Raw genomic sequence first — 20,883 nt, 5'->3', positions numbered from 1 at the left:
GCTTTTCGGGTGACCGGTTTTCGGCCACACATGGTGTCTGCTCGTCACACTTCCAGAGGGAACCGCTAGGTCCGGGAGGACCTTTGCCTTCGAAAAGGCTGTACAACACCGACTGCGAGCAGGGCTCCATCCTACCCGGCCGGAGAGGCAAGTGTGAAGGTTGTCGCGGCGTCCCACCGGACCGGCGTGTCGCCCCACCCGGCCGACGGCGCCGGAGCCTTGTGCCAAGGGCGGACACGACTTGCCAATTCTGCGAACGTGGGACGCGGGTGACCACTAGCGTGTCGACATGGACAAGGTCTTCGGCGGGGCACGCCTCAGGCGACTGCGCGAGGAGCGTGGTCTCTCCCAGGTGGAGCTGGCGCGCGTGTTGGTCATCTCCCCCAGCTACCTCAACCAGATCGAGCACGACACCCGGCCGTTGACCGTCACGGTGCTCGTGCGCCTGACCGAGCTGTTCGGCGTCGACCCGTCCTACTTCTCGCCGCGGGACTCCGCGCGCCAGTTGGCGCAGCTGCGGGAGGCCCTCCGCGAGTCCACGCACGACGAGGCCGAGCCCATCCCGTTGGCCGACCTGCAACACATCGCCCGCACGATGCCCGAGGTCACCGAGGCGATCGTCCGGCTGCACCGCGGGTACCGAGACGCCGTGACCCTGCTCGAGTCCGACGTGGCACGCGGCGGCGGGCGGCTCGCCCTGATGCCGCACGAGAGGGTGCTCGAGTTCTTCGACAAGCACCTCAACTACTTCAACGCCCTCGACCGGCATGCGGAACGCCTCGCGAAGGCCATCGGCCACACCGGCGGCGACCTCGCGGCCAAGCTCCGCTCGCACCTGGAGTCCGTGCACGGCGTCCAGGTGACGGTGGACCGGGGCGGGCTGGCCCAGGACATGCACGCCTACGACGAGCGCCACCGCACCCTGGTGCTGGCGCCCGACCTCCGCGCGGGGCAGCAGTCGTTCCGGATGGCGACCCAGCTGGCCTACCTCGAGGCCGAGGGCCTCCTGGAGGAGGCGCTCGCCACCGTCGAATGGCCGGACCAGACCAGCCGGACGCTGGCCAGGATCGGCCTGGCCCACTACTTCGCGGCGGCGCTGGTGCTGCCCTACGCCGAGTTCTTCCGCCGTGCCGAGCAACTGCGCTACGACGTCGAGGAGCTGGCCGAGCATTTCGACGTCGGCTACGAGACCGCGGCGCACCGCCTCAGCACGCTGCAGCGGCCCGGCATGCGCGGCGTGCCGTTCATCTTCATCCGGGTGGACAGGGCGGGCAACGTGTCCAAACGCCAGTCAGCGACCGGTTTCCACTTCGCCCGCGACGGCGGCACCTGCCCGCTGTGGACCATCTACGAGGCGTTCAGCGCCCCTGGGCAGGTCAAGGTGCAGATCGCCGAGATGCCCGACGGCGAGCGCCACCTGTGGATCGCCCGCACCGTGACCCACCGCAGGGGCGGCTACGGCAACGCCGCCAAGACGTTCGTGATCGGCCTGGGTTGTGAACTTCGCCAAGCCGGCCGGCTCATCTACAGCCTCGGCCTGAACCTCGCCGAGCCCGACGTCGTGCGGATCGGGCCGGGTTGCCGCACGTGCGACCGGCCGCGCTGCATCCAGCGAGCGACCCCTCCGGTGGGGTTGACGCTGCGTGTCGACGAGTCGCGCAGCAGCTTCGCACCCTACCCGTTGTCAAATTGAGACGGCGCAGTCGCCTTGGCGGTTGTTGGCACTTGGAGAGGATCAGCACGTCTAGCGGAACCGCCTTTGCTCATCCGGTGTGAGCGTTAGCAGGGGCCGAGCAGCGGGGAGTGGCTTTCACTGTCTTCACTGAAGCGAGCAATGTGGTTTTCGATAGTTGGCAAATCGGCACCCTTGTCGGGTCGATCGTGGCCAGCCGATGCTTGTCGACATGTTCACGAACCCATCCCAGAACCGTCTCCAGGCCAAGGCCCCCTCCGCGGGATACCACCTGTCGGTGGTCGGGGAGCCGGTCCCCGGAGACGAGACCCTCCTCACTCCGGAGGCGCTGGATCTCATCCGCGCCGTGCACCGGAAGTTCGGCAGGCAGCGACTCGCCCTGCTCGACGCGCACTTCCGCCGCCGCACCGCCACCGACGTCCACCACGACCACCCCACCACCCCGGGCGCACCCGGCCTCGAGCGCCGCGTCGTGGGCCTGACCGGTGCGCTCCACGAGACCTCCAGCGTGGACGCCCTGGACCCGACGGCCGACGTCTGGATCGCGGACTTCGCGCACCTCACGAGCCCCACCTGGACCAACACCATCAAGTCCCACCTCCAGCTGAGGTCCGCCATCGCGGGCCACGCGCCGGGCACACGGGCCGACGGTGGCCCCACCGTCGCGCTGCGCCCCCGCTGCCTGCCCCTGCTGGAACACCACATCAGGGTCGACTGCGAGCCCGTCCCGGCCGGCTTCGTCGACGTTGCCCTGCACTGCTTCCACAACGCGGTGGCCCTCTTGCGAACGGGCCGCGGCCCGCACTTCTACCTGCCCCAGCTCGGGAGCCAGTCGGAGGCCCGCCTCTGGAACGACGTCTTCGACTTCACCGAGCGTGCGCTGGGCCTGCCGAGCGACGCGATCCGCGTCACCGTCCTCATCGACAAATCCGCACCCTGCCGGATCTGACACCACCACCACAGAAGGAGCACCAGTCAATGTCGACCGTGCCAGCCACCATCCGCATCGAACCCCGGGCCCTCGCCGCCTATCCCGATGTGTACACGCCGGAGGCCGTTGCCGCCCTCGAGGCGCTCGCGGGGCTCGACGTCCGCCGCGCCGAGCTGATGGACGTCCGCATCCAGCGTCGCCGCACCCGGGCGGAGGCGAACCAGCACCTCGATTTCCTGCCCGAGGACGCGGTGATCGACGGGACGCAGATCACCGTCGCGGACGCCCGCGCCGGCCGATTCACCGGACCCGTCATCCCGGCCGACCTGCGTCGGCAGTGGATCCAGGGCACGGGCCCCAGCACCAAGCCGCAGGCGAGCGTCGCCTCCGGGCTGCGCAACGTCGCCTACGCGCTGCTGTCGGGTGCCGACGGCTGGATGTTCGACGGCGAGGACGCCCTCGGCCAGACCCAGCACATGTCGCTGGACGCGCAGCGCAACCTGCGCCTGATGGTGGCCTCCGACCCGCAGTTCCTGACGGTGGCCGAACAGGTCGCCGGCGAGATGAACGCCTGGGCCCGCGGCTTCCTCGGGCGCGACATCATTGCCGACTGGCGCGAACAGCTCGGCTTCACCACCCGCATCTTCCGCTGCCGCGGCCTCCACCTCGACGACCGGCACCTCGCCCATGCCGATGGCAGGGGCTTCTCCGCCAGCATCGCCGACCTGGTGCTGTACGTCGTGCACAACCACCGCGGGCTCATCGAGCAGGGCCGTTCGATCGTGCTGTACCTGCCGAAGATCCAGACGGCAGCCGAGGCCGCGCACTGGGGCCGGCTGCTGGACGCGCTGGAGGACCACCTCGGCCTCGCCCGCGGCACGCTGCTCGCCTACGTGCTGGTGGAGCAGGTCGAGGCCAGTTTCCAGCTCATGGAGATCCGAGCCGCGCTCGGCCTGCACTTCGTGGGCTTCAACACGGGCCGCTGGGACTACATCAACTCCGTCTCCGACGCCATGGCCTGGGACCCGTCGTTCGCCAACCCCGACATCGAGGCGGTCACGATGACGTACTCCTACATGCGGGCCTACGAGGACCGGGTGCGCCGGGCGGTCAACACCCCCGACGCCAACGGCAACTTCGCCCTGTGGCAGGGCGGGATGGAGCCCAACATCCCCGTCGGCAGTGATGAGGGCGTGGCCACCGCGATGGCGAAGGCCGTCGCCGGCGGCGAGCGCGAACAGCGGGAGGGCGCCTCCGGCAAGTGGGTGGCCCACTGGAAGATGGTCCACATCATGCGGCCGGTGTGGGAGCGGGTCGGCGAGGACAACCAGCTGGGGCGCGAGTTCCCTGCCCTGACCTACACGGCCGACGACGCCGTCGCCCTGACGCGGCTGGAGGAAGCACCCCGCACGGTGCGCGGCGCCCGCAACCTGCTGAGCGTGGGGCTGCAGTACGGCAACGCGTTCGGCCAAGGGTTCCAGGCCGCCGCGCTCAAGCCCGCCGACTTCTTCGGCGACGACGGCGTGCTCTACCTCATGGAGGATGCCGCGACCGGCGAGATCCGGTTGTCGGTGCTGTGGGAGTGGCTGCACAAGCGCGCCGAGTTCACCGTCGCCGACGAGGAGACCGGCGTGCGGGCGGGAGACCCCATGACGCCCGAGCTGTTCGAGCGCCTCCTCGACGAGGAGTACCGCAAGCTGCAGGCCGCAGACCCGAAGGACGTCCACGAGGCGTCGAAGGAGACCACGTTGCCCATCGCGCGGGCCATCGTGGCCGCCTACGTGACGTCGGCGGTGAAGGCGCCCTGGTACATCGACCTGCTCAACCTCAACCTGGACAACCACGACCTCGATGAGGCGCGGGCCCGGATCCAGCGCTACCTCACCGAGTTCGCCGAGGACGGCACGCGCCTCACCCGCAACCTCGACCTCCCCGCACCCACCGCCACCGACGAGCCCCTCCCCACGTCAACCAACGAAGGACATGACATGACGATCGACGAGACCGCCGACGACATCCAGCAGTACATGGACGGTGAGCGCTTCACCGGCATCAAGCGCCTCTACTCGGCGCGGCAGGTGGCGGAGCAGCGCGGCACCATCCCGAACGGCTACCCGGTGGCGCGCGACAACGCCGAGGCGTTCCACGCCCGCCTGCGGGAGTTGTTCGCCCAGCGCAAGTCGATCACCACGTTCGGCCCCTACTCCCCCAGCCAGGCCGTGACCATGAAGCGGATGGGCATCGAGGGCATCTACCTGGGCGGCTGGGCCACCTCCGCGAAGGGCTCCGTCACGGAGGATCCGGGCGCCGATCTGGCCAGCTACCCCCTCTCGCAGGTGCCCGACGAGGCGGCCGGCATCGTCCGCGCGCTCCTCACTGCGGACCGCAACCAGCAGTACCTGCGCTCGCGGATGCGGCCCGAGGCCCTCGCCGAGGCCCCCGCCCCCGTCGACTACCGGCCGTTCATCATCGCCGACGCCGACACCGGCCACGGCGGCGACGCCCACGTCCGCAACCTCATCCGCCGCTTCGTCGAGGTGGGCGTGACCGGCTACCACATCGAGGACCAGCGCCCCGGCACGAAGAAGTGCGGCCACCAGGGCGGCAAGGTGCTCGTCGGGGTCGACGAGCAGATCAAGCGGCTCAACGCCGCGCGCTTCCAGCTCGACATCATGGGCGTGCCGGGCCTCATCGTCGCCCGCACCGACGCCGAGGCGGCCACCCTGCTCGACAACAACGGCGACGAGCGCGACCACCCGTTCGTCCTGGGCGCCACGAACCCGTCCATCCCCTCGTACAAGCTCGTCACCCTCGCGCTGATGCGCGCCATGCACCGGGCGGGGGTCAAGGTCCTGTCGGGCTTCGAGCTCTACACGATCACGGATGAGGAGTACGCCGCCGCCGACGCGTGGTTGGACCGCAACGGCCTGCTCGCGAAGGCCGGCCAGGCCGCCACAGGTCTCGCTGGTGCGCCCGAGCCGATCGTCGACGAGACCTACGACGGCCTGGTCAACCAGATGGTGGAGCTGTGGGAGTCCGACGCTGGGCTGATGACCATCGGCGAGGCGGTCGCCGCGAGGCTGCGGTCGCTGGCCGCCGACGGTGCGGACCTTCCGATCACCGAGGGGCAGTGGCTCGAGTTCGCGGCCGACGCGTCGTTCTGGCGGGTGCGTGACAGGGCGCGCGAGCTGGGCATCGACTTCACCTGGAACGCCGACCTGGCCCGCACCCCGGAGGGCTTCTACCAGGTTCGTGGCGACATCGAGTACGCCATCCGCAAGTCGCTCAGCGTGGCCCCGTACGCCGACCTGATCTGGATGGAGACCGCCTCGGCCGACATCGAGGAGGCCCGGCACTTCGCGCACGCGATGCATGAGGTGTTCCCGGACAAGATGCTGGCCTACAACCTGTCGCCGTCGTTCAACTGGGACTCCACCGGCATGACCGACGACGAGATGCGCGAGTTCCCCGTCAAGCTGGGCGAGGCCGGCTTCGTGTTCAACTTCATCACCTACGGCGGCCACCAGATCGACGGCGTCGCGGGCGAGGAGTTCGCCTCCGCGCTGCTCAACGACGGCATGCTCGCCCTGGCGAAGGTGCAGCGGAAGATCAGGCTGTTGGAGTCGCCGTACCGCACGCCGCAGACCCACGTCGGCGGCCCCCGCCTCGACGCGGCGCTCGCCGCCTGCTCGGCCCGTACCGCCACCACCAAGGCCATGGGCAAGGGCTCCACGCAGGTGCAGCACCTGGTCCAGACCGAGCTGCCGAAGAAGGTCCTTGAGGGCTGGCTCGCGGAGTGGGCCGAGTTCAACGGGATCGAGGCCGAACTCCGGGCCAGCCTCCGCCCGAGCCGCGAGGCACCGGAGCTGCTGGAGCTCGCCGTGCACCGCGATTCCGACGAGAAGGTGGCCAACATCGTCTTCGCGCCCATCAACGACCGCCACGGGCGGACGTTCATCTCCGTGCGTGACCAGAACACCTTCGACGACGCGTTGCGCCAGAAGCGGCTGTCGATGCTGGTGCACCTGTACATGATCCAGCGATTCAAGGCGGACTCCGTCCACTACGTCTCGCCCACCGACGCCAACGCCGCCCAGTGCGAGCGGATGAAGGCCCGCGGGCTGTACTCCGACGTCGCCACCGAGCTGGGCAACATCATCGTGGCGAAGGTCAGCAAGGAACGGGTCTCGCAGCTGACCGCCCCGGACGGTGGCGCGATGTCCGACCTGATCAGCCGGGCCGACGTGCTGGTCTGACCGGTCACGAAACCCGGGGGCCGCGCGACTCGCTCGCGCGGCCCCTTGGCCTGTGGATAACTCTGACCGCCTGGCCTCGGGCGGGGCGAGGATCGTTGCCATGACGATGCATTTCCTCCACGAGTTCCCCGAGCCCCCACAGCCCAAGCGCCAGGGCCAGCCCTGGACGGACGACGAGTACGCCACCCTGATCGAGCTGTGCCGACGTGACGTCGGCATCGAGAAGGTCTGTGAGGCGCTCGGGCGCAAACCGGGCGCCGTTCTGAACAGGGCCAAGCGGATGCTGCCCATGGACGAGCGCGGCGTGCCCGCCGAGCGCGTGCTTTCGCAGCTGCGCAAGCATCTGCTGCACGACGCCGACTACGACTGGGAGGCCCACCTGGCTGCCCTACCGCCGCCCCGGCCGGTCATCAACCACGTCCACCCACCCGCCCAGTACGCGGGCATCGAAGGCCTGGAGGACGCCCAACTGCTCACCATCATGACGTGCCTCGTCCACGCCAAGCCCGACACCGCAGCGAGCCGGCTCGCCGACCAGTGCGGCAACCACATCCGGAGCAGGCAGCTGACCGACGACCTGATGGACCTCCTGACCACGCAGGCCAGCGACTTCGTGGAGAGCCTCCGCTACCGATATGAGCCGTGGCAGCGCCCCTACCACTGGTGACGGGAGGCCCGAGCCTGCTGCGAACATGTTCTGAGTGCCGCCGCGCTGCGCGACCGAGGAGCTCAACGGATCCAGGGACTCTCTTATCCCGCGCAGCAAGTCCTCGCCCCGGATGGCATTGTTCAGCGAACTCCTAGTCCGGCTGGTCGGCGCCGAGCAGCACCATCTCATGGGCAACGATGCGTCGCCTGCCCGGCACTGCGAGCGTCAGCACCAAGCCGTCGTCCTGCCAGCGCCACGACTGCAACAGGACGGCACCGCCGTGGAGCAGGGCGTTGAGTACGGCGGCACTGCTCCCGGCGCGCCGAGAGCGCACGATGAACGTGGTGCCGTCGGCGAAGTGGAGCCTGGCGGTGCGCCGCGCGGGCCCGGCTGACACCTTGCGGACCGGCGCGCGCCGATGGACCAGCAGGTCGAGCCGCACCATCAACAGCGCGAAGACCCGCTCCTCCACCTGACGGATGTCCCGTTCCATACTCCAGTGTGGACCCGCTGCGGCGGGAAGTCACGAGAAGCGGTTCCTGAGGGGCGCCAGCGACGAAGGAGCCAGCGCCCACGCGGTTCCTGAGGGGCGCCAGCGACGAAGGAGCCAGCGCCCACGAAGGAAAGCCCCCACTGCTCATTCCTGATACCGCCAGGCTGGTGAGGATTCGCTTTGTCGGGGTGGGGGGTCTGGGGCTGGGCGTGGTGGTGCCTTTGTGGGTGCGGTGAGTCCGCGCGGTAGTCGACGGCCGAGGTTGAGTCGGCGGGGTACTCGGCGCTGGCTGCCGTCGAGGGCCCGGCCCGGTGGCTGGTCCTGCGAGTGTTCGTAGAGGATGGTGCGCAGTTGGAAACGGCGGTGGAGTTTGGGTGTTCTGCCGGGGTCGATGTGTGTGGGTGGGGTGAACCACGGCAGTCCGGTGTCGGGGTCGAGGTGCACGTGCCATTGCGATTCGGGTGACTGGTCCGGGTCTGGCTCGACCAGCCGATGATGGTGCGGGCACAGGAGGACGGCGTTGGCGAGGCAGGTGAGGCCGCCTGCCCACCAGGGCACGATGTGGTGTGCTTCGCAAGCGCGGGGTGTGACGGTGCAGCCGGGGAACGCGCAGCCCCCGTCACGCAGGATCAGCGCGGTACGGATCGCGGCGGGGAACATCCGGTGGGCCCTGCCCACATCCAGCGGGCGGGAGTCGGACCCCAGCACGACGGGGATGATGTCGGCGTCACAGGCGAGCCGCCGCGCGTCCCCGGCGGAGAGCCCGTCGAGGTTCTCCGCCCCGACGATCCCGGCCTTCCCGAGTCCGGTGATCAGGGTGTGGTAGTCGAGGGTGATGTGCACCTGGGGCCGGTCCCCACCGTGCGCGGGGAGTTCTCCGGTGGCGGCGGCGGTCTGGATGAGCAGCATGAACGCATCGGCCCGGCGCATTTCCTTGTCGGGCAACTCGTCGGCTTCACGGTAGGACGACAGGGGCGGTTCGACCGCCTCCAACTGAGCCCTCAGCAACTCCGCCCTCGCCACCGGGAGGAGTCCGGTGATCTTCATCCCGCCGTGGTGGTCGGGGGTGATCCGCAGGAACCTGTTGCGCATCGCGCGACGTTCCTGGGCTTCAAGTTTGGTCTTTTCGTCTGCTTCGGCGCCGTCGGGGTCGACCATCTCGTACAACTTGACCGACAGGGTGCGTAGTTCGTCGGGGCCCAGTTCGTGGGCGTGCCGCAGGATCGACTCCTGACACCTCTCGAGTTCGGTCCGGGACAGGGAGGGGGGCAGTTTCCGCAGCGCATGCACGATTGCTTGGACCTGTTCCAACGAGACCGTGCCGTCGCGCAACGCGGCGGCGATCAGCGGGAACCGGCCGCCCAGGTCGAGCGCCAGCTTGAACGCGGCCCGCGACTGGCCCGTATTCGCGCGCACGGAGTTGCGCACGCCTTCGACGGTCATCAGGTCACCGGAAGTCCAGGCGTCCTCGAGGAGGTGGAGCTCCAGCCCGGCCAGTTGCGCCTTGGTTTCGGCGATCAGTTCGACCAGGCGAAGGCGTTCGGGCCGGCGGGCCGGGTCTGGGCTGATGGAGGCAGCAGAATCCCACAACGCGGCCATCGCGCGTTGCAGCAGTTCGACTGTCTCGTTCATGACCACTATTCTAAACGAACATGGGGTCAATATCGATGACGTTTGTCATCGAATCCCCAACGTCTTTAGTGACGGTGTCATGGATGGCTGCGGGTGCCCTTCGTCGTGGCTCGGTGCTCGTTCCTCGCACACGCCACGCTCAGGGACCGGCTGCGGGGCCCCTTCGTCGTGGCTGGCTCCCTTCGATCAGTTCGCTCGTTCCTCGCGAACACTCAGGACAAGCGCACGCTCGCACGGGGCACGCTCAGGGACCGGCTGCGGGGGTCCTTCGTCGTGGCTTGGTGCTTCCTTCGATTGATTCGCTCGTTCCTCGCGAACACTCAGGACAAGCGCACCCTCGCACACGGGCCACGCTCAGGGAACGACGCAGAACTCAGTCGCCGACCAAACCTGCGGTCTCGTCCGGTTGATGCACGCCGAAGACGTTGCCCTCGGTGTCGATGAAGTACCCCTGCCACGCCATCTGCGGCAGCGCGTACTTCGGCATGGCCACGGTCCCGCCGGCGACACCGATCCTGTCCGCTACGTCATCGAAGTCCTCCACCTCAACGGTGATGACGGCGCCCGCGACCGCTCCGCCGGGAGCCGGGTTGTCACCCTGCCGCTGCATCACGGCGCCGTTGATCCCGGGGGTGCCCTCCTCACCCGTGACGATGCCCATGTACGGCATGCCGGCGAACTCGCTCCAGTCCTGGAAGGTCCAGCCGAAGGCCGCCCTGTAGAACTCGACGGCCCGAGCGACGTCGGCGGCGTGGATCTCGAAGTGCGTGACCCTGTTCATGGGTTCTCCTCACGATAGGCGACGGCGATTCGCCGAGAGCGCCATTCTGCGGCGCAGTCGCGTGGTGGTGTGAGACTTTCCCGAATCCGGCACGGGGGGCCGCCGGGCAGGGACGCCGTCGGGTCTCCCGTTGCCGACTTGACGACGGTCAAGGCCCGTTGGAGCACGCCGGCCTACATTCGGCATCAACCGAACGAAAGGACAGCCCACATGAACAGTCAGGCCCTCGCCAGGTCCGTCGAACTCGCCCCTGTCATCGAACGTGTGCACGGCGAGCGCCACCCCGAGCTGACACGTGTCCGGCAGATCACCGAGCAGTTGGCCGCCTCCGCCCCGGGCACCGACGTCGGGCCGCTCTTCGCGGAACTGCGCGTCGTCACCGGCGACTACGCGATTCCGGATGACGTGTGCGAGACGTTCGTCGCGGTGTACGAATCGCTGGCCCGGGCCGAAGATGAGCTGGGCGTCCACGCCTGACCACCGGCCACGCCGCATCGAACCACGGGCTGCACACCCGGCTCAGCCCAGCGGAACGCGCACATCCTGACTCTCGTCGTAGCGGGCCCGGTGCTCCAACACCTCGTCGACGTTCCTCTCGGCCCACTGCCGAAGCGCCGCCAGCGGCTCCACCGTCGAGGCCCCCATTTCAGTGAGCTGGTAGTCCACCCGCGGCGGCACACTGGCCGTGACTTCCCGGCGGAGGAGCCCGTCACGCTCCATGGAGCGCAGCGTCTCCGTCAGCACCTTCGGCGAGATCCCTTGGACGCGGGCACGGATGTCCGTGAAACGCACGCGCTCGCCCTGGGCCAGGACCGCGACGATCATGGGCGTCCACCGGTCCGTGAGGTGGCGCAGCACCGTGCGCGACAGGCAGTTGACGTTGAGGACGTCCGCCGCCAACGGTTGGCTCTGAGCCATGACCCACTCCCCTCTCGGATGACCCCCACGGTTACGTTGAGGTAATCAGTTACCAAAACATACTATTGGGGTAGCCAACAGGACGACAACACATCAGAGGAGAACGCATGAAGATCTCAGTCATCGGCGCAGCAGGCATGATCGGGTCGCAGATCGTGGCAGAGGCCACCTCTCGTGGGCTCGAGGTGCAGGCGTACACCCGAAGCGGGAACGGCGTCGGCGAGCTGCCGAGCCAAGCCCTCGACATCAGCGACACTGCGGCCGTGGCCAAGGTGGTCAACGACAGCGACGCCACGGTCATCTCCGTTGCCGGACGCGATGACTACGCTGCGGTGGTGGCGGCCCACAAGGCGCTCATCGAGGCCAAGCCCGCTGGGCGCATGGTCGTCATCGGCGGCGCCGGCTCCCTGCAGGTGGGCGAGGGGCGACTGCTCGAGACCCCCGGGTTCCCCGCGGAGTACCTCCCCGAGTCGACCGCCTTCTCCACCGTGCTCGACCTCTACCGCGCTGCCGACGGCATCGACTGGACGCTGGTCGCTCCGTCACCCGTGATCGCCCCCGGCAAGCGCACCGGGTACGTGACCGCCCTCGACACCCCGGCGGGCGGTTTCGTGTCGACCCAGGACTTCGCCGAGGCCATCGTCGACGAACTGCAGAACCCCGCCCACAAGGGCCGGCGGTTCACCGTCGCCTCGGCCGACGAAGCAGTCGCCCAGAGCTGACCCGTCGCAGGTGCGGACACTGCACGTGGACCGCACCCGCTCGGTGACTGCAGCCCGCCGGGTGCGGCTGTCGAGGGGGCGCTACCAGAGACGCCTCGACGCGGCGCGCAGCGAGGCGTACAGCGCGTCGACCGCACCAGCCATGGCTGCCGAGCCGACGTCCTGGAAGGACCCGGTTCCCCCGGAGTAGAGGGCCAGGGCCTCTCGGGCCCTCCTCCGCAGGGCATCGGCACCCGCTACGTCCGCGAACAATCCCTCAAGCCAGTCCGCCGTCGACGCGCGCCGCGAATCTCCGTCCACCGCGCAGGCATCGCGCAACTGCTCGATGGCCCGACGGACGCCGTCGAGTCTTGATTGCCAGGTCGGCAGCCACCATCGAGGCCACGCCCTGCCGTTCCGTGCGCGATCGGCCCTCCGGCGGACCGAGTCACGATAGTCCTCGAGCGCCGCATCGACGACCGACGGCGGCAGGGCCAGCGGCGCCCGGCTCAGCAGGCATTGCGCAAGCATTCCCCTGATTGCTCCGGGCATGGACCGCATCCCAGCGCCTTCCGCCACGGAGCGTCGGACCTCGCGACCCCGCTCCGTGAGGAGCATCCTCCCGGGCGCGTCGACCTCAGCAAAGCCCGAACCGACCAAGATGGATGCGGCCGTCTCGATCTGTTCCCGTGAAGGAATGTCCGCCTGCAGCATGTCCCACCCGGACAGCATCGCGCGGACCGACGAGGCGCCGCCTCCACGATGCAGCAGGGTCATGAGGGTCGCGGCGTCATCCAAGTCTCTGCGGTCCATCCCGCTCAGGCTAGCGTGCCCCGAGTCCCTCCTCGGCCTCTTGCCCCGCTCTGCACAACGACGCTCGCGTCTCCTGTCATGCGGTCCGCAGCAGCGGGACTGCTACAACACCATTTCACAGCAGCCGGATGCTGCTCTAGCGGTGGACGCGGGCGGCTCGGAGTACGCGCACGAGCAGCACCGCACCGATGACGACGGTGATGAGGCCCAGCCCGCCGAGGCCCGGGGAGTCGTCGGCTTGGCCCGCCATGACGACGAAGCCGCCGAAACAGACCAGGTAGATGCCTGCGGCGACGGAGAGGATCAGCCATGCGCGACTCATCCGAGAACCTCCCACAAGTTATCCACAGCCCCTCGAACGGGGCGTCGAGTGCACGGTCGGTCCTTCGAGGATAGACCCATGAGCTTTGAAGATCTCCCCCGGGAATGGCACGGACTCTCCCTCTCGGACCCGGGCCTCGCAGTCAACGTCGTCGACCTCTTCCTCAAGAACTCCGATCGGCGGCGCAACTCCGCCCTGCTCCTGATCTGCGACGAGGAGGGCCGCGCCATGCAGCCGGTCGTGATCAACGACATCGACTGGTACATGATCGCCGACGAGCGTGGCGGCCTGTTTCACATCTTCGACCACCTCCACGTCCCGGGCCTCGTGGTGGCGGTCTCAGCGGAGAGGGCCATCGAGCCCGAGGTCGCCGACCGGTGGCTCCACACGTCCAGGGCCGAGCTGGCGAAGCGCGACATCGAACTGGTCGGCTTCTTCAGCGCAGATCGCCTGGAGGTGTGGGAACACCGGCCGGCGGCGGCCTAGGTGCTCGCCGGGGTCAGGCGAGTGTGGCGTCGAGGGTGATCTCGACGGCCTTGAGCGCCTGGCTGACAGGGCAGTTCTCCTTGGCACCGTTGGCGATGCGCTGGAACGTCTCCTCGTCGAGGCCCTCGGCGGTCACGTTGGTGGTGAGGTGGATGCCGGTGATGCCGGTGCCGGCCACGAACGTGACGTCGGCGCTGGTGCGCACCTCGGTGGGGGGCGTGCCGTTCTTCTTCAGTTCGTTGGAAAAGGCCATCGAGAAGCACGTGGCGTGCGCCGCGGCGAGGAACTCCTCGGGCGTCGTGGTGGTGTCAGAGCCCTCGGCACGGGCATTCCATTCGACGGGGAAGGATCCGGAACCGGAACTGTCGAGGGTGGTGGTTCCCTTGCCGGTGAACAGGTCACCGTTCCATACGGTGCTGGCCTTGCTGACGACGGGGTTGGGCATGATCGCTCCTCAGGGTGATCGGGTGGCCGGATGGCCTGGGTCTGCTGCCACGCTACCCGGTCGGGCCGGTCACTGGGCCGACGGACAGAACGCGTCGTGTCGACGCGGCGATGACATGGGCCAAGCGGTCAGTTGATGATCTCGGCGTTCGACTCGCGCATCGCCGTCAACCTGTCGCGCCACAGTTCCAGCTCAGCTGGCTCCAGGCGGGCCCAGCCCGTGACCTCCTCGACGACCCGTAGAGGAGCCGACGTCCGGTAGGACAACGTCGGGTTGCCCGGGAACTTCTTGTCGGTGACGTTGGGGTCGTCCTCGAACGGCCCGGTCGGCTCCACGAGGTACACGTGCGGTTCCGCGTCGTCGGGCCCGAGCAGCGCTGCGATCTCCGCAGCCAGGCCCCCGCCGTCGACGCGCGCCGTGAAGTAGACGTGGTTCATGATCACGTCAGAGCGGTAGTTGGAACGGCGGCCCGCCGTGATCAGGTCGCCGGGCGCGAGCACGGCGCGGGTGCCGTGGTAGTAGCGGCCCGCTTGCGCCCCGTCCGAGATGTCCATGACGTGAGTCTCGCACGGACACCCCGCGATCACCGAGTGAACGCCACGCGGGTCGTCATATTGACAATCATTCTCATTTGTGGGGAGATTGAGCCATGCCGCCCGGACGCATCCGACCGCATCAGAGGCGCGCTGCGCTCGCCACTGCCAACCAGCCCGAAGGAGAACCCCGCCCGTGACACAAGCAACCACCACCACCGAGCCAGAGGCCGACGACCGGGTCCCCGTGACGGTGCTGACGGGCTTCCTCGGATCAGGGAAGACCACCCTGCTCAACCGCGTGTTGACGGAGCACCACGGGCTGCGGATCGCCGTGATCGAGAACGAATTCGGGGAGATCGGCATCGACGACGGCCTCGTGCTGAACGCCGAGGAAGAGATCTTCGAGATGAACAACGGCTGCATCTGCTGCACCGTGCGCGGCGACCTCATCCGCATCCTCGGGGCGCTCATGCGGCGGCGTGAGAAGTTCGACCACATCCTGATCGAAACCACCGGGCTCGCAGACCCCGCCCCGGTGGCCCAGACCTTCTTCATGGACGACGAGATCGCAGGCCAGCTCCGACTCGACGCCATCGTCACGCTCGTGGACGCCGCCCACGTGCGCCAGCACCTCGACGAGGTCAAGCCCGACGGCGTCGAGAACGAGGCCGTCGAGCAGATCGCGTTCGCCGACCGCATCGTGTTGAACAAGATCGACCTCGTGGACGAGGACACCATCGCTGATGTGATCTCCCGGATCCGCGCCATCAACACGCCCGCCGAGATCATCCCCGCACGCCATGCGCAGATCGACCTCGCCCGCGTGCTGGACGTCCACGCCTTCGACCTGGACCGGGTCCTCGACACCGACCCGTCGTTCCTCTCCGAGACCGACCACCAGCACGACAGCACCGTCACCTCGGTGGGCATCGACCTGGAAGGCGAGCTGGACCAGGAGCGGCTCAGCGCGTGGCTCGGTGAACTGCTTAGGCAGAGGGGCGGCGACATCTTCCGCTCCAAGGGCATCCTGGCCATCGAGGGCGCCGCGCAGCAGTACGTCTTCCAAGGCGTGCACATGCTGTTCGTCAGGGAACTGGGGCGCGGATGGCAGCCCGGTGAGCCCCGCCGCAACAGGCTGGTGTTCATCGGCCGCAACCTCGACCGCGTCGAGCTGAAGCAGGGCTTCGCCGCATGCCTCACCACCGCAGGGGTGGCCGCATGACGCAATCAGTGGCGCTGGGGTCAGGAATCTGGAGCACCACCATCGATGACACGCCCGTATCCCTGAGCGTCAGGGGCAGCACCGCCGTCGTCGGAGGCGCGGATGGGCATGCCTGGTTCGTCGACCTGTCTTCCGGTTCTGTGACCGACAGGATCGACGTCGGCGACGGCCTCCTCACCGTCTCGCTGTCGCCGTCGGGTGAGCACCTCGTCACCACGAGCATGGCCGGCTACGCGCTGTGGTCGTGCGCCGACCAACGCCTCCTGCTGGAGGCTGGGGGTGGCTGGTCGGTGCGCGCCGCGTGGGCTTCTGAGGAACGGTTCGCGGTGGCGTCCGGGCGCCGCGCGCTGGTGCACTCGGCGGATGGCGAACTGCTCTGGGAGACCGAACCGGCAGCCAGCACCGTCACCGATGTCGCCTGGATGCGCGCCGGACGCCGACTGGTGGTGGCCGCCTACGGCGAGGTGAGCGCCCACGAGCGCCACCAGTCTCGGCCGGTGAAGGTCTACCCCTACATCGGTTCCCATCTGGCGCTGGCCATCTCCCCCACCGGGCAGTGGATCTGCAGCGGCAATCAGGACGCCTCCATCCACATCTGGCGAGCCCGGGACGCGAGCGAGCTGACCATGTCGGGCTATCCCGACAAGGTCACACAGTTGGTCTTTGACGAGTCGGGCCGGTGGCTGGCCGCTGACGGCGCCCCCGACATCACCATCTGGGACTTCTCGGGCAAGGGGCCTGAGGGGAGGATGCCACTGTCGCTGCGCGCCCATGATCGGATAACTGCGATGGCGTGGCGGCCGGGCTCGGCGGAGCACCTGGCCAGCGGCGGCGACGACGGCACGGTGGCACTGTGGAATGCCACGGCCGGCACCCCGCAACAGGCAGTGGGGCCCGCGCGCACCATGCAGATGGACGCCGAGATCGCCGCCGTCGCGTGGGCTGGGCCGGAGCGGTTGGTGGCGGTGGATCGCAGCGGTGAGATGCGCGTCTTCGACGTCCTGGATCTGGGCAGCCTCTGAGGATCGGCGGGTCGGGCGGAGCCCGCCGGGTGGCGGGGGCGCGGCTACGCTCCTGTACATGGCCGCCTCCGCCTCTCCGCTCTCCCCCACCCTGCACGCGACGCTCGAGGCATTCGTGGCCAGCCGCCCACCGGGGGCCGATGAGGACGTGCATATGCTGCCCCAGACCGTCGACCACGTCATCGAACGGTGCACGGCCCCGGACGCGCTGGTCCTGGACCCCTTCGCAGGCTTCGGCACCACCATCGAGCGGGCGGTGGCGCTGGGGCGACGGGCGGTGGGCGTCGAACTCCTGCCCGAACGCGTGGCCCACATCTCGGCGCGGGTGCCAACGGCCCACATCGTCGAAGGTGATGCGCGTGAGCTGCTGTGCCTGGTGACGGATGCCGCGCCGCCCGGCAGCGTCGACCTGGTGTTGACCTCGCCGCCCTACATGACAGAGACGCACCACGACGCCGACCCGCTCACCGCCTATGAGAAGGACGGCGGCGACTACGCCCGCTACCTCGCGGAACTGGGGCTGGTGGCTGCGCAGTGCGCGCGTCTCCTCAGGCCCGGCGGTTTCGCGGTGTGGAACGTGGCGGACATCCACCACATGGGCCACACGACGCGGCTGATCTCCGACTGCGCCAAGGCCGTGCGCCGCCACCTTGCCGCCGTCGGCGTCACGACCCTGGTGTGGGACCAGCTGCCGCATGACCTGGTGGCCGACGCGCTCCTGGTCTTCCAGCGGAAGGTGTGACCGGTCAGGGTTGGTTGCCAGGCCCCCCGGAAACCCAAGAATTCGCACTTGCCCCGCTCGAGCAACTCAGCGCCGCCGGCATCCGTGGCGAAACCCGACACTTCGGCCGGCTCGCCGCGGCGGTCGCGGACTCCGCCCTTACCGCTGCGCTGGTGGCGCACATCCGCGCCGGCGTCGCGCCTCAGGACCGCCGTGCATGGCTCATCCTTGATTCCTACCACTCAGCGGTCGGGGCCCCAGCTCGCGATCGTAAGCCTCTCGGCAGGCCACGCCAGCGCTCGTAGGCAGGGGGAGCCGTCCCCCCAACAACTCCCGATGAGGGCTTCAGTGAGTTCCTGGTGGGCGAGGATCTCAATCGAATGCGTCACGCGTCGACCTTCCATGGATCCACCAGTTCTACACCGGTGTACTGGAAGTCCTTCACACTGCGGGTAGCGCAGGTTGCGCCGTGCGTCAGGCAGATCGCGGCGATCTGCGCGTCGGCGGTACTGATCGGCGCTCCCGCACTCCCTCGAGCCACGAGCACGTCGGCGTAGCGGTCGGCCGCCACGTCATCGAACGGCAGCACAGCGCGGCCGCCCCGGTACGGTGCGAGCGCCGCGTCGATGCGCCTGGTCAGCTCATCTCTGCGCCGACCAGCTGGCAGCCGTCGCACGCCCGCCAACAGCTCCGCGAGCGTGACGGACGTAATCGCGACGTCACCCTCCAGGGACTCGAGCCAGTCCACCACGCGCGGCTCAGGCATCGGTCGAAATATCTCCGAGACCACGTTCGTGTCGAGAACGATCACTCGAAGTCCACCGCCCGCGCGACGTCATCGCGTACAGGGACCGGCAGATCTTCGACTCCACCGACATCCTGCGCGGCAGCCAGCAGGGCGATTCCTATGTGCGGCCTGCGTACAGCCTTGGTAAGGATGTCGCGAACCTCGGCTTCCATGGACCGACCGTGCTCCTTCGCCTGCGCGGCGAGTTGCTGCTTCACGGTGTCGTCGAGTCCGCGAACGATGATGGATGACATCGGCAACCACCTCCTCTGATATCAACCATGATATCGGCGCGTGTCGCAACCATGCCAGATGCGAGGACCCTCCAATGGGACGCTGCCCGGTCCCTCCTGACGCGGCAACAGGGGCGATGCTCGAATCAACGATCAAGAGCGCTGATCACACGTTGAAGCGGAACTCGACCGGGTTCCGGCAGCGCAGCGCCCGACGCTCGAGCCGTAGCTCGTTCGGCCGGGGGTCATTCCAGCTCCAATTCCACCTGCCCGACGACATGGGTCGCAACTTCTGGCCATGATCCTGCGAGACGGCCTCTGCCCAGTACGCAGCGGCAGATCGGATCAGCGGATCTCTTCGACCACGCTCGTACCCGTCTCAGGTCGGGATTCCCACGCCCACGATTCCTTGAAACGGACGCGACCATCCGAGAGCACCTGGATCACGCTGTCGCAGACACCGCTCGCGGTGGCACCGTCAGTCGCGAGGTGCACATACCGGAAGGAGAGCCGGTCGCCGTCACGGGTGCCCACGAGATACCCGCGCACGATCTCCCCACCGTCGTATTCTGCCCAGACGACACCGCCATCCTCGTGATAGCGGAACTGCGTGGCCGAACTGACCTGACCGGTGTCCGCGTTGCTGACACCGGCGAAGACCCGGCCCTCCAGCGAGACGGACGCCGACGTGGAAACGGGATCGAACGAAGCAGCCATCTCGGCAGAATAGCCGTCGCTGGCTACCGAACTGGGAGGGGGCCACTGAAGTCATGCACCTATCGCACGACTTGTACAAGTAGTACGCAATGCTCGGGCATGCCTTGGAGGGCCTCAGAGGTCTCCCCAGAGGAGAACCGGAACGCGACTACACGTTGAAGCGGAACTCCACCACGTCACCGTCAGCCATGATGTAGTCCTTGCCCTCAAGGCGCACCTTGCCGGCGGCCTTGGCTGCATTCATCGAGCCGGCGGCCATCAGGTCGCCGAAGCTGACCACCTCGGCCTTGATGAAGCCCTTCTGGAAGTCGGTGTGGATCACTCCAGCCGCCTCGGGCGCCGTGGCGCCCTTCTTGATGGTCCACCCGCGGGCCTCCTTGGGGCCGGCGGTCAGGTAGCTCTGCAGGCCCAGCGTGTCGTACCCGACGCGGGCCAGCACGTCGAGGCCGGGCTCCTCCACGCCCATCTCGGCGAGGAACTCGCGGGCCTCGTCCTCCTCCATCTCGACCAGTTCGGACTCGAACTTGGCGTCGAGGAAGATCGCCTCCGACGGCGCCACGAGGGCCCGCATCCTCTCCTTGAGCTCCTCGTCGCCCAGCTCGTCCTGGTCGCAGTTGAACACGTAGAGGTACGGCTTGGCCGTGAGCAGGTGAAGCTCCTGAAGCTCCTCGGTGTCGAGCCCGGCGGCGCGCACACCCTTGCCCGACTCGAGCGCATCCTTGGCGGCCTTGAACGCCTCGAGCTTCGGCTGCGTCTCCTTCTTGATCCGCGCCTCCTTCTCGACGCGCGGCAGCGCCTTCTCGACCGTGGCGAGGTCTGCGAGGATCAGTTCGGTGGTGATGGTGTCGATGTCGGAGGCCGGGTCCACCTTGCCGTCGACATGCGTGACGTCCACGTCGTCGAACACGCGGGTGACCTGGCAGATGGCGTCGGCCTCACGGATGTTGGCGAGGAACGCGTTGCCCATGCCCTCGCCCTGCGAGGCGCCCTTCACGATGCCGGCGATGTCGACGAAGCTGACGACGGCGGGCACGATCCGCTCGGAGCCGAACACCTTCGCGAGATCCGCGAGACGCGGGTCCGGCACGCCGACCACGCCGACGTTGGGCTCGATCGTCGCGAACGGGTAGTTCGCCGCGAGCACCTCCGCCCGAGTCAGTGCGTTGAACAGGGTCGACTTGCCGGCGTTGGGGAGGCCGACGATTCCAATGGTGAGTGCCACGTCGGGAGAGCTTACCGCCCAGCGCTGGACCGGCCGAATGGCGCGCACCCGCCCGGCCCGCCGTCGGACCCCCTCCCGAGTGCAAGCTGAGTGAAGTTGTGCACCAGCATCGCTGCACAACTTCACTATGCCCGCCCAAGGCCCCGAGCCTCGGCCCAGCAGAGTTGAGTTGTGCACCAGCATCCCTGCACAACTTCACTATGCCCGCCCAGGGCCCCGAGCCTCGGCCCAGCAGAGTTGAGTTGTGCACCAGCATCCCTGCACAACTTCACTTTGCCCCGCACCCCGACACGCGCCTAACCC

Annotated in this window: 22 protein-coding genes; 10 read left to right on the top strand and 12 right to left on the bottom strand. The window is 68.3% G+C overall.

All coding sequences use genetic code 11. The features are described 5' to 3' along the window. Positions 1-289: 289 nt before the first annotated feature. From ABEA30_RS06560 to ABEA30_RS06545, 4 genes are all read left to right on the top strand, one after another. Complete coding sequence (locus ABEA30_RS06560; protein WP_345580784.1) at positions 290-1,693, top strand: short-chain fatty acyl-CoA regulator family protein; 1,404 nt, start codon at positions 290-292, stop codon at positions 1,691-1,693. Between the two features lie 211 nt (positions 1,694-1,904). Beyond that, positions 1,905-2,642 carry a hypothetical protein gene (locus ABEA30_RS06555; RefSeq protein ID WP_345580781.1) on the top strand — a complete coding sequence of 246 codons (738 nt, stop codon included), beginning with the start codon at positions 1,905-1,907 and terminating at the stop codon, positions 2,640-2,642. Between the two features lie 29 nt (positions 2,643-2,671). Further along, positions 2,672-6,880, top strand: coding sequence for an isocitrate lyase/phosphoenolpyruvate mutase family protein (locus tag ABEA30_RS06550; RefSeq protein ID WP_345580778.1), 4,209 nt, complete (start codon positions 2,672-2,674; stop codon positions 6,878-6,880). Positions 6,881-6,980: 100 nt separating this feature from the next. Then, positions 6,981-7,547, top strand: coding sequence for a hypothetical protein (locus ABEA30_RS06545; RefSeq protein ID WP_345580775.1), 567 nt, complete (start codon positions 6,981-6,983; stop codon positions 7,545-7,547). Positions 7,548-7,680: 133 nt separating this feature from the next. Here the strand turns inward: ABEA30_RS06545 and ABEA30_RS06540 are convergent, their stop codons facing one another. From ABEA30_RS06540 to ABEA30_RS06530, 3 genes are all read right to left on the bottom strand, one after another. Then, on the bottom strand, positions 7,681-8,022 hold the full coding sequence (locus ABEA30_RS06540) for a hypothetical protein (protein ID WP_345580772.1): 342 nt from the start codon (positions 8,020-8,022) through the stop codon (positions 7,681-7,683). Between the two features lie 144 nt (positions 8,023-8,166). Further along, a complete protein-coding gene (locus tag ABEA30_RS06535) occupies positions 8,167-9,654 on the bottom strand; it encodes an HNH endonuclease signature motif containing protein (RefSeq protein ID WP_345580769.1) in 1,488 nt (495 codons plus the stop codon). 373 nt (positions 9,655-10,027) lie between these two features. Next, entirely contained in the window at positions 10,028-10,435 is a 408-nt protein-coding gene (locus ABEA30_RS06530; RefSeq protein ID WP_345580766.1) for a VOC family protein, read from the bottom strand. Between the two features lie 210 nt (positions 10,436-10,645). On the opposite strand from ABEA30_RS06530, the gene ABEA30_RS06525 reads away from it, so the two are divergent. Further along, positions 10,646-10,912: a hypothetical protein gene (locus tag ABEA30_RS06525; protein ID WP_345580763.1), complete on the top strand. Its 267-nt coding sequence runs from the start codon at positions 10,646-10,648 to the stop codon at positions 10,910-10,912. 42 nt (positions 10,913-10,954) lie between these two features. Here the strand turns inward: ABEA30_RS06525 and ABEA30_RS06520 are convergent, their stop codons facing one another. Next, positions 10,955-11,353, bottom strand: a complete 399-nt coding sequence (locus ABEA30_RS06520; RefSeq protein WP_345580760.1) for a winged helix-turn-helix transcriptional regulator — start codon at positions 11,351-11,353, stop codon at positions 10,955-10,957. Positions 11,354-11,460: 107 nt separating this feature from the next. Between ABEA30_RS06520 and ABEA30_RS06515 the strand changes: the two genes are divergently transcribed. Continuing rightward, positions 11,461-12,075 carry an NAD(P)-dependent oxidoreductase gene (locus tag ABEA30_RS06515; RefSeq protein WP_345580757.1) on the top strand — a complete coding sequence of 205 codons (615 nt, stop codon included), beginning with the start codon at positions 11,461-11,463 and terminating at the stop codon, positions 12,073-12,075. Between the two features lie 81 nt (positions 12,076-12,156). Here ABEA30_RS06515 and ABEA30_RS06510 read toward each other — a convergent pair whose 3' ends face one another. After that, entirely contained in the window at positions 12,157-12,867 is a 711-nt protein-coding gene (locus tag ABEA30_RS06510; protein WP_345580754.1) for a hypothetical protein, read from the bottom strand. A 136-nt stretch (positions 12,868-13,003) separates the two neighbouring features. Further along, positions 13,004-13,189: a hypothetical protein gene (locus ABEA30_RS06505; protein WP_345580751.1), complete on the bottom strand. Its 186-nt coding sequence runs from the start codon at positions 13,187-13,189 to the stop codon at positions 13,004-13,006. 78 nt (positions 13,190-13,267) lie between these two features. Between ABEA30_RS06505 and ABEA30_RS06500 the strand changes: the two genes are divergently transcribed. Then, positions 13,268-13,675, top strand: a complete 408-nt coding sequence (locus tag ABEA30_RS06500; RefSeq protein ID WP_345580748.1) for a hypothetical protein — start codon at positions 13,268-13,270, stop codon at positions 13,673-13,675. 13 nt (positions 13,676-13,688) lie between these two features. On the opposite strand, the gene ABEA30_RS06495 is transcribed toward ABEA30_RS06500, so the two are convergent. Then, positions 13,689-14,120 carry an OsmC family peroxiredoxin gene (locus ABEA30_RS06495; RefSeq protein ID WP_345580745.1) on the bottom strand — a complete coding sequence of 144 codons (432 nt, stop codon included), beginning with the start codon at positions 14,118-14,120 and terminating at the stop codon, positions 13,689-13,691. Positions 14,121-14,248: 128 nt separating this feature from the next. Beyond that, positions 14,249-14,674: an NAD(+)--rifampin ADP-ribosyltransferase gene (gene arr / locus ABEA30_RS06490; RefSeq protein WP_345580742.1), complete on the bottom strand. Its 426-nt coding sequence runs from the start codon at positions 14,672-14,674 to the stop codon at positions 14,249-14,251. Positions 14,675-14,849: 175 nt separating this feature from the next. Here arr and ABEA30_RS06485 point away from each other — a divergent pair, with 175 nt between their 5' ends. From ABEA30_RS06485 to ABEA30_RS06475, 3 genes are read left to right on the top strand one after another with little or no spacing between them, the layout of a single operon-like run. After that, positions 14,850-15,878, top strand: coding sequence for a CobW family GTP-binding protein (locus ABEA30_RS06485; RefSeq protein ID WP_345580739.1), 1,029 nt, complete (start codon positions 14,850-14,852; stop codon positions 15,876-15,878). Next, positions 15,875-16,900, top strand: coding sequence for a WD40 repeat domain-containing protein (locus ABEA30_RS06480; RefSeq protein ID WP_345580736.1), 1,026 nt, complete (start codon positions 15,875-15,877; stop codon positions 16,898-16,900). Before ABEA30_RS06485 ends, ABEA30_RS06480 begins: the two co-directional genes overlap by 4 nt. A 58-nt stretch (positions 16,901-16,958) precedes the next feature. Then, entirely contained in the window at positions 16,959-17,642 is a 684-nt protein-coding gene (locus ABEA30_RS06475) for a DNA methyltransferase (RefSeq protein WP_345580733.1), read from the top strand. 364 nt (positions 17,643-18,006) lie between these two features. Here the strand turns inward: ABEA30_RS06475 and ABEA30_RS06470 are convergent, their stop codons facing one another. From ABEA30_RS06470 to ychF, 4 genes are all read right to left on the bottom strand, one after another. After that, positions 18,007-18,432 (bottom strand): type II toxin-antitoxin system VapC family toxin, encoded by a 426-nt coding sequence (locus ABEA30_RS06470; protein ID WP_345580730.1) that lies wholly within the window; start codon positions 18,430-18,432, stop codon positions 18,007-18,009. Next, complete coding sequence (locus ABEA30_RS06465; RefSeq protein WP_345580728.1) at positions 18,429-18,662, bottom strand: FitA-like ribbon-helix-helix domain-containing protein; 234 nt, start codon at positions 18,660-18,662, stop codon at positions 18,429-18,431. The genes ABEA30_RS06470 and ABEA30_RS06465 overlap by 4 nt, the downstream gene beginning before the upstream one ends. Positions 18,663-18,986: 324 nt before the next feature. Next, positions 18,987-19,358 (bottom strand): hypothetical protein, encoded by a 372-nt coding sequence (locus ABEA30_RS06460; RefSeq protein WP_345580726.1) that lies wholly within the window; start codon positions 19,356-19,358, stop codon positions 18,987-18,989. A 148-nt stretch (positions 19,359-19,506) separates the two neighbouring features. Next, positions 19,507-20,580, bottom strand: coding sequence for a redox-regulated ATPase YchF (gene ychF / locus ABEA30_RS06455; RefSeq protein ID WP_345580723.1), 1,074 nt, complete (start codon positions 20,578-20,580; stop codon positions 19,507-19,509). Between the last annotated feature and the right edge of the window lie 303 nt (positions 20,581-20,883).

Origin of the sequence: Tessaracoccus lubricantis, from assembly GCF_039544535.1 — a bacterium.
Lineage (GTDB): Bacteria > Actinomycetota > Actinomycetes > Propionibacteriales > Propionibacteriaceae > Arachnia > Arachnia lubricantis.
Note: the sequence above shows the minus strand (reverse complement) of the source record. Positions and strands in the feature narration are given on the sequence as shown.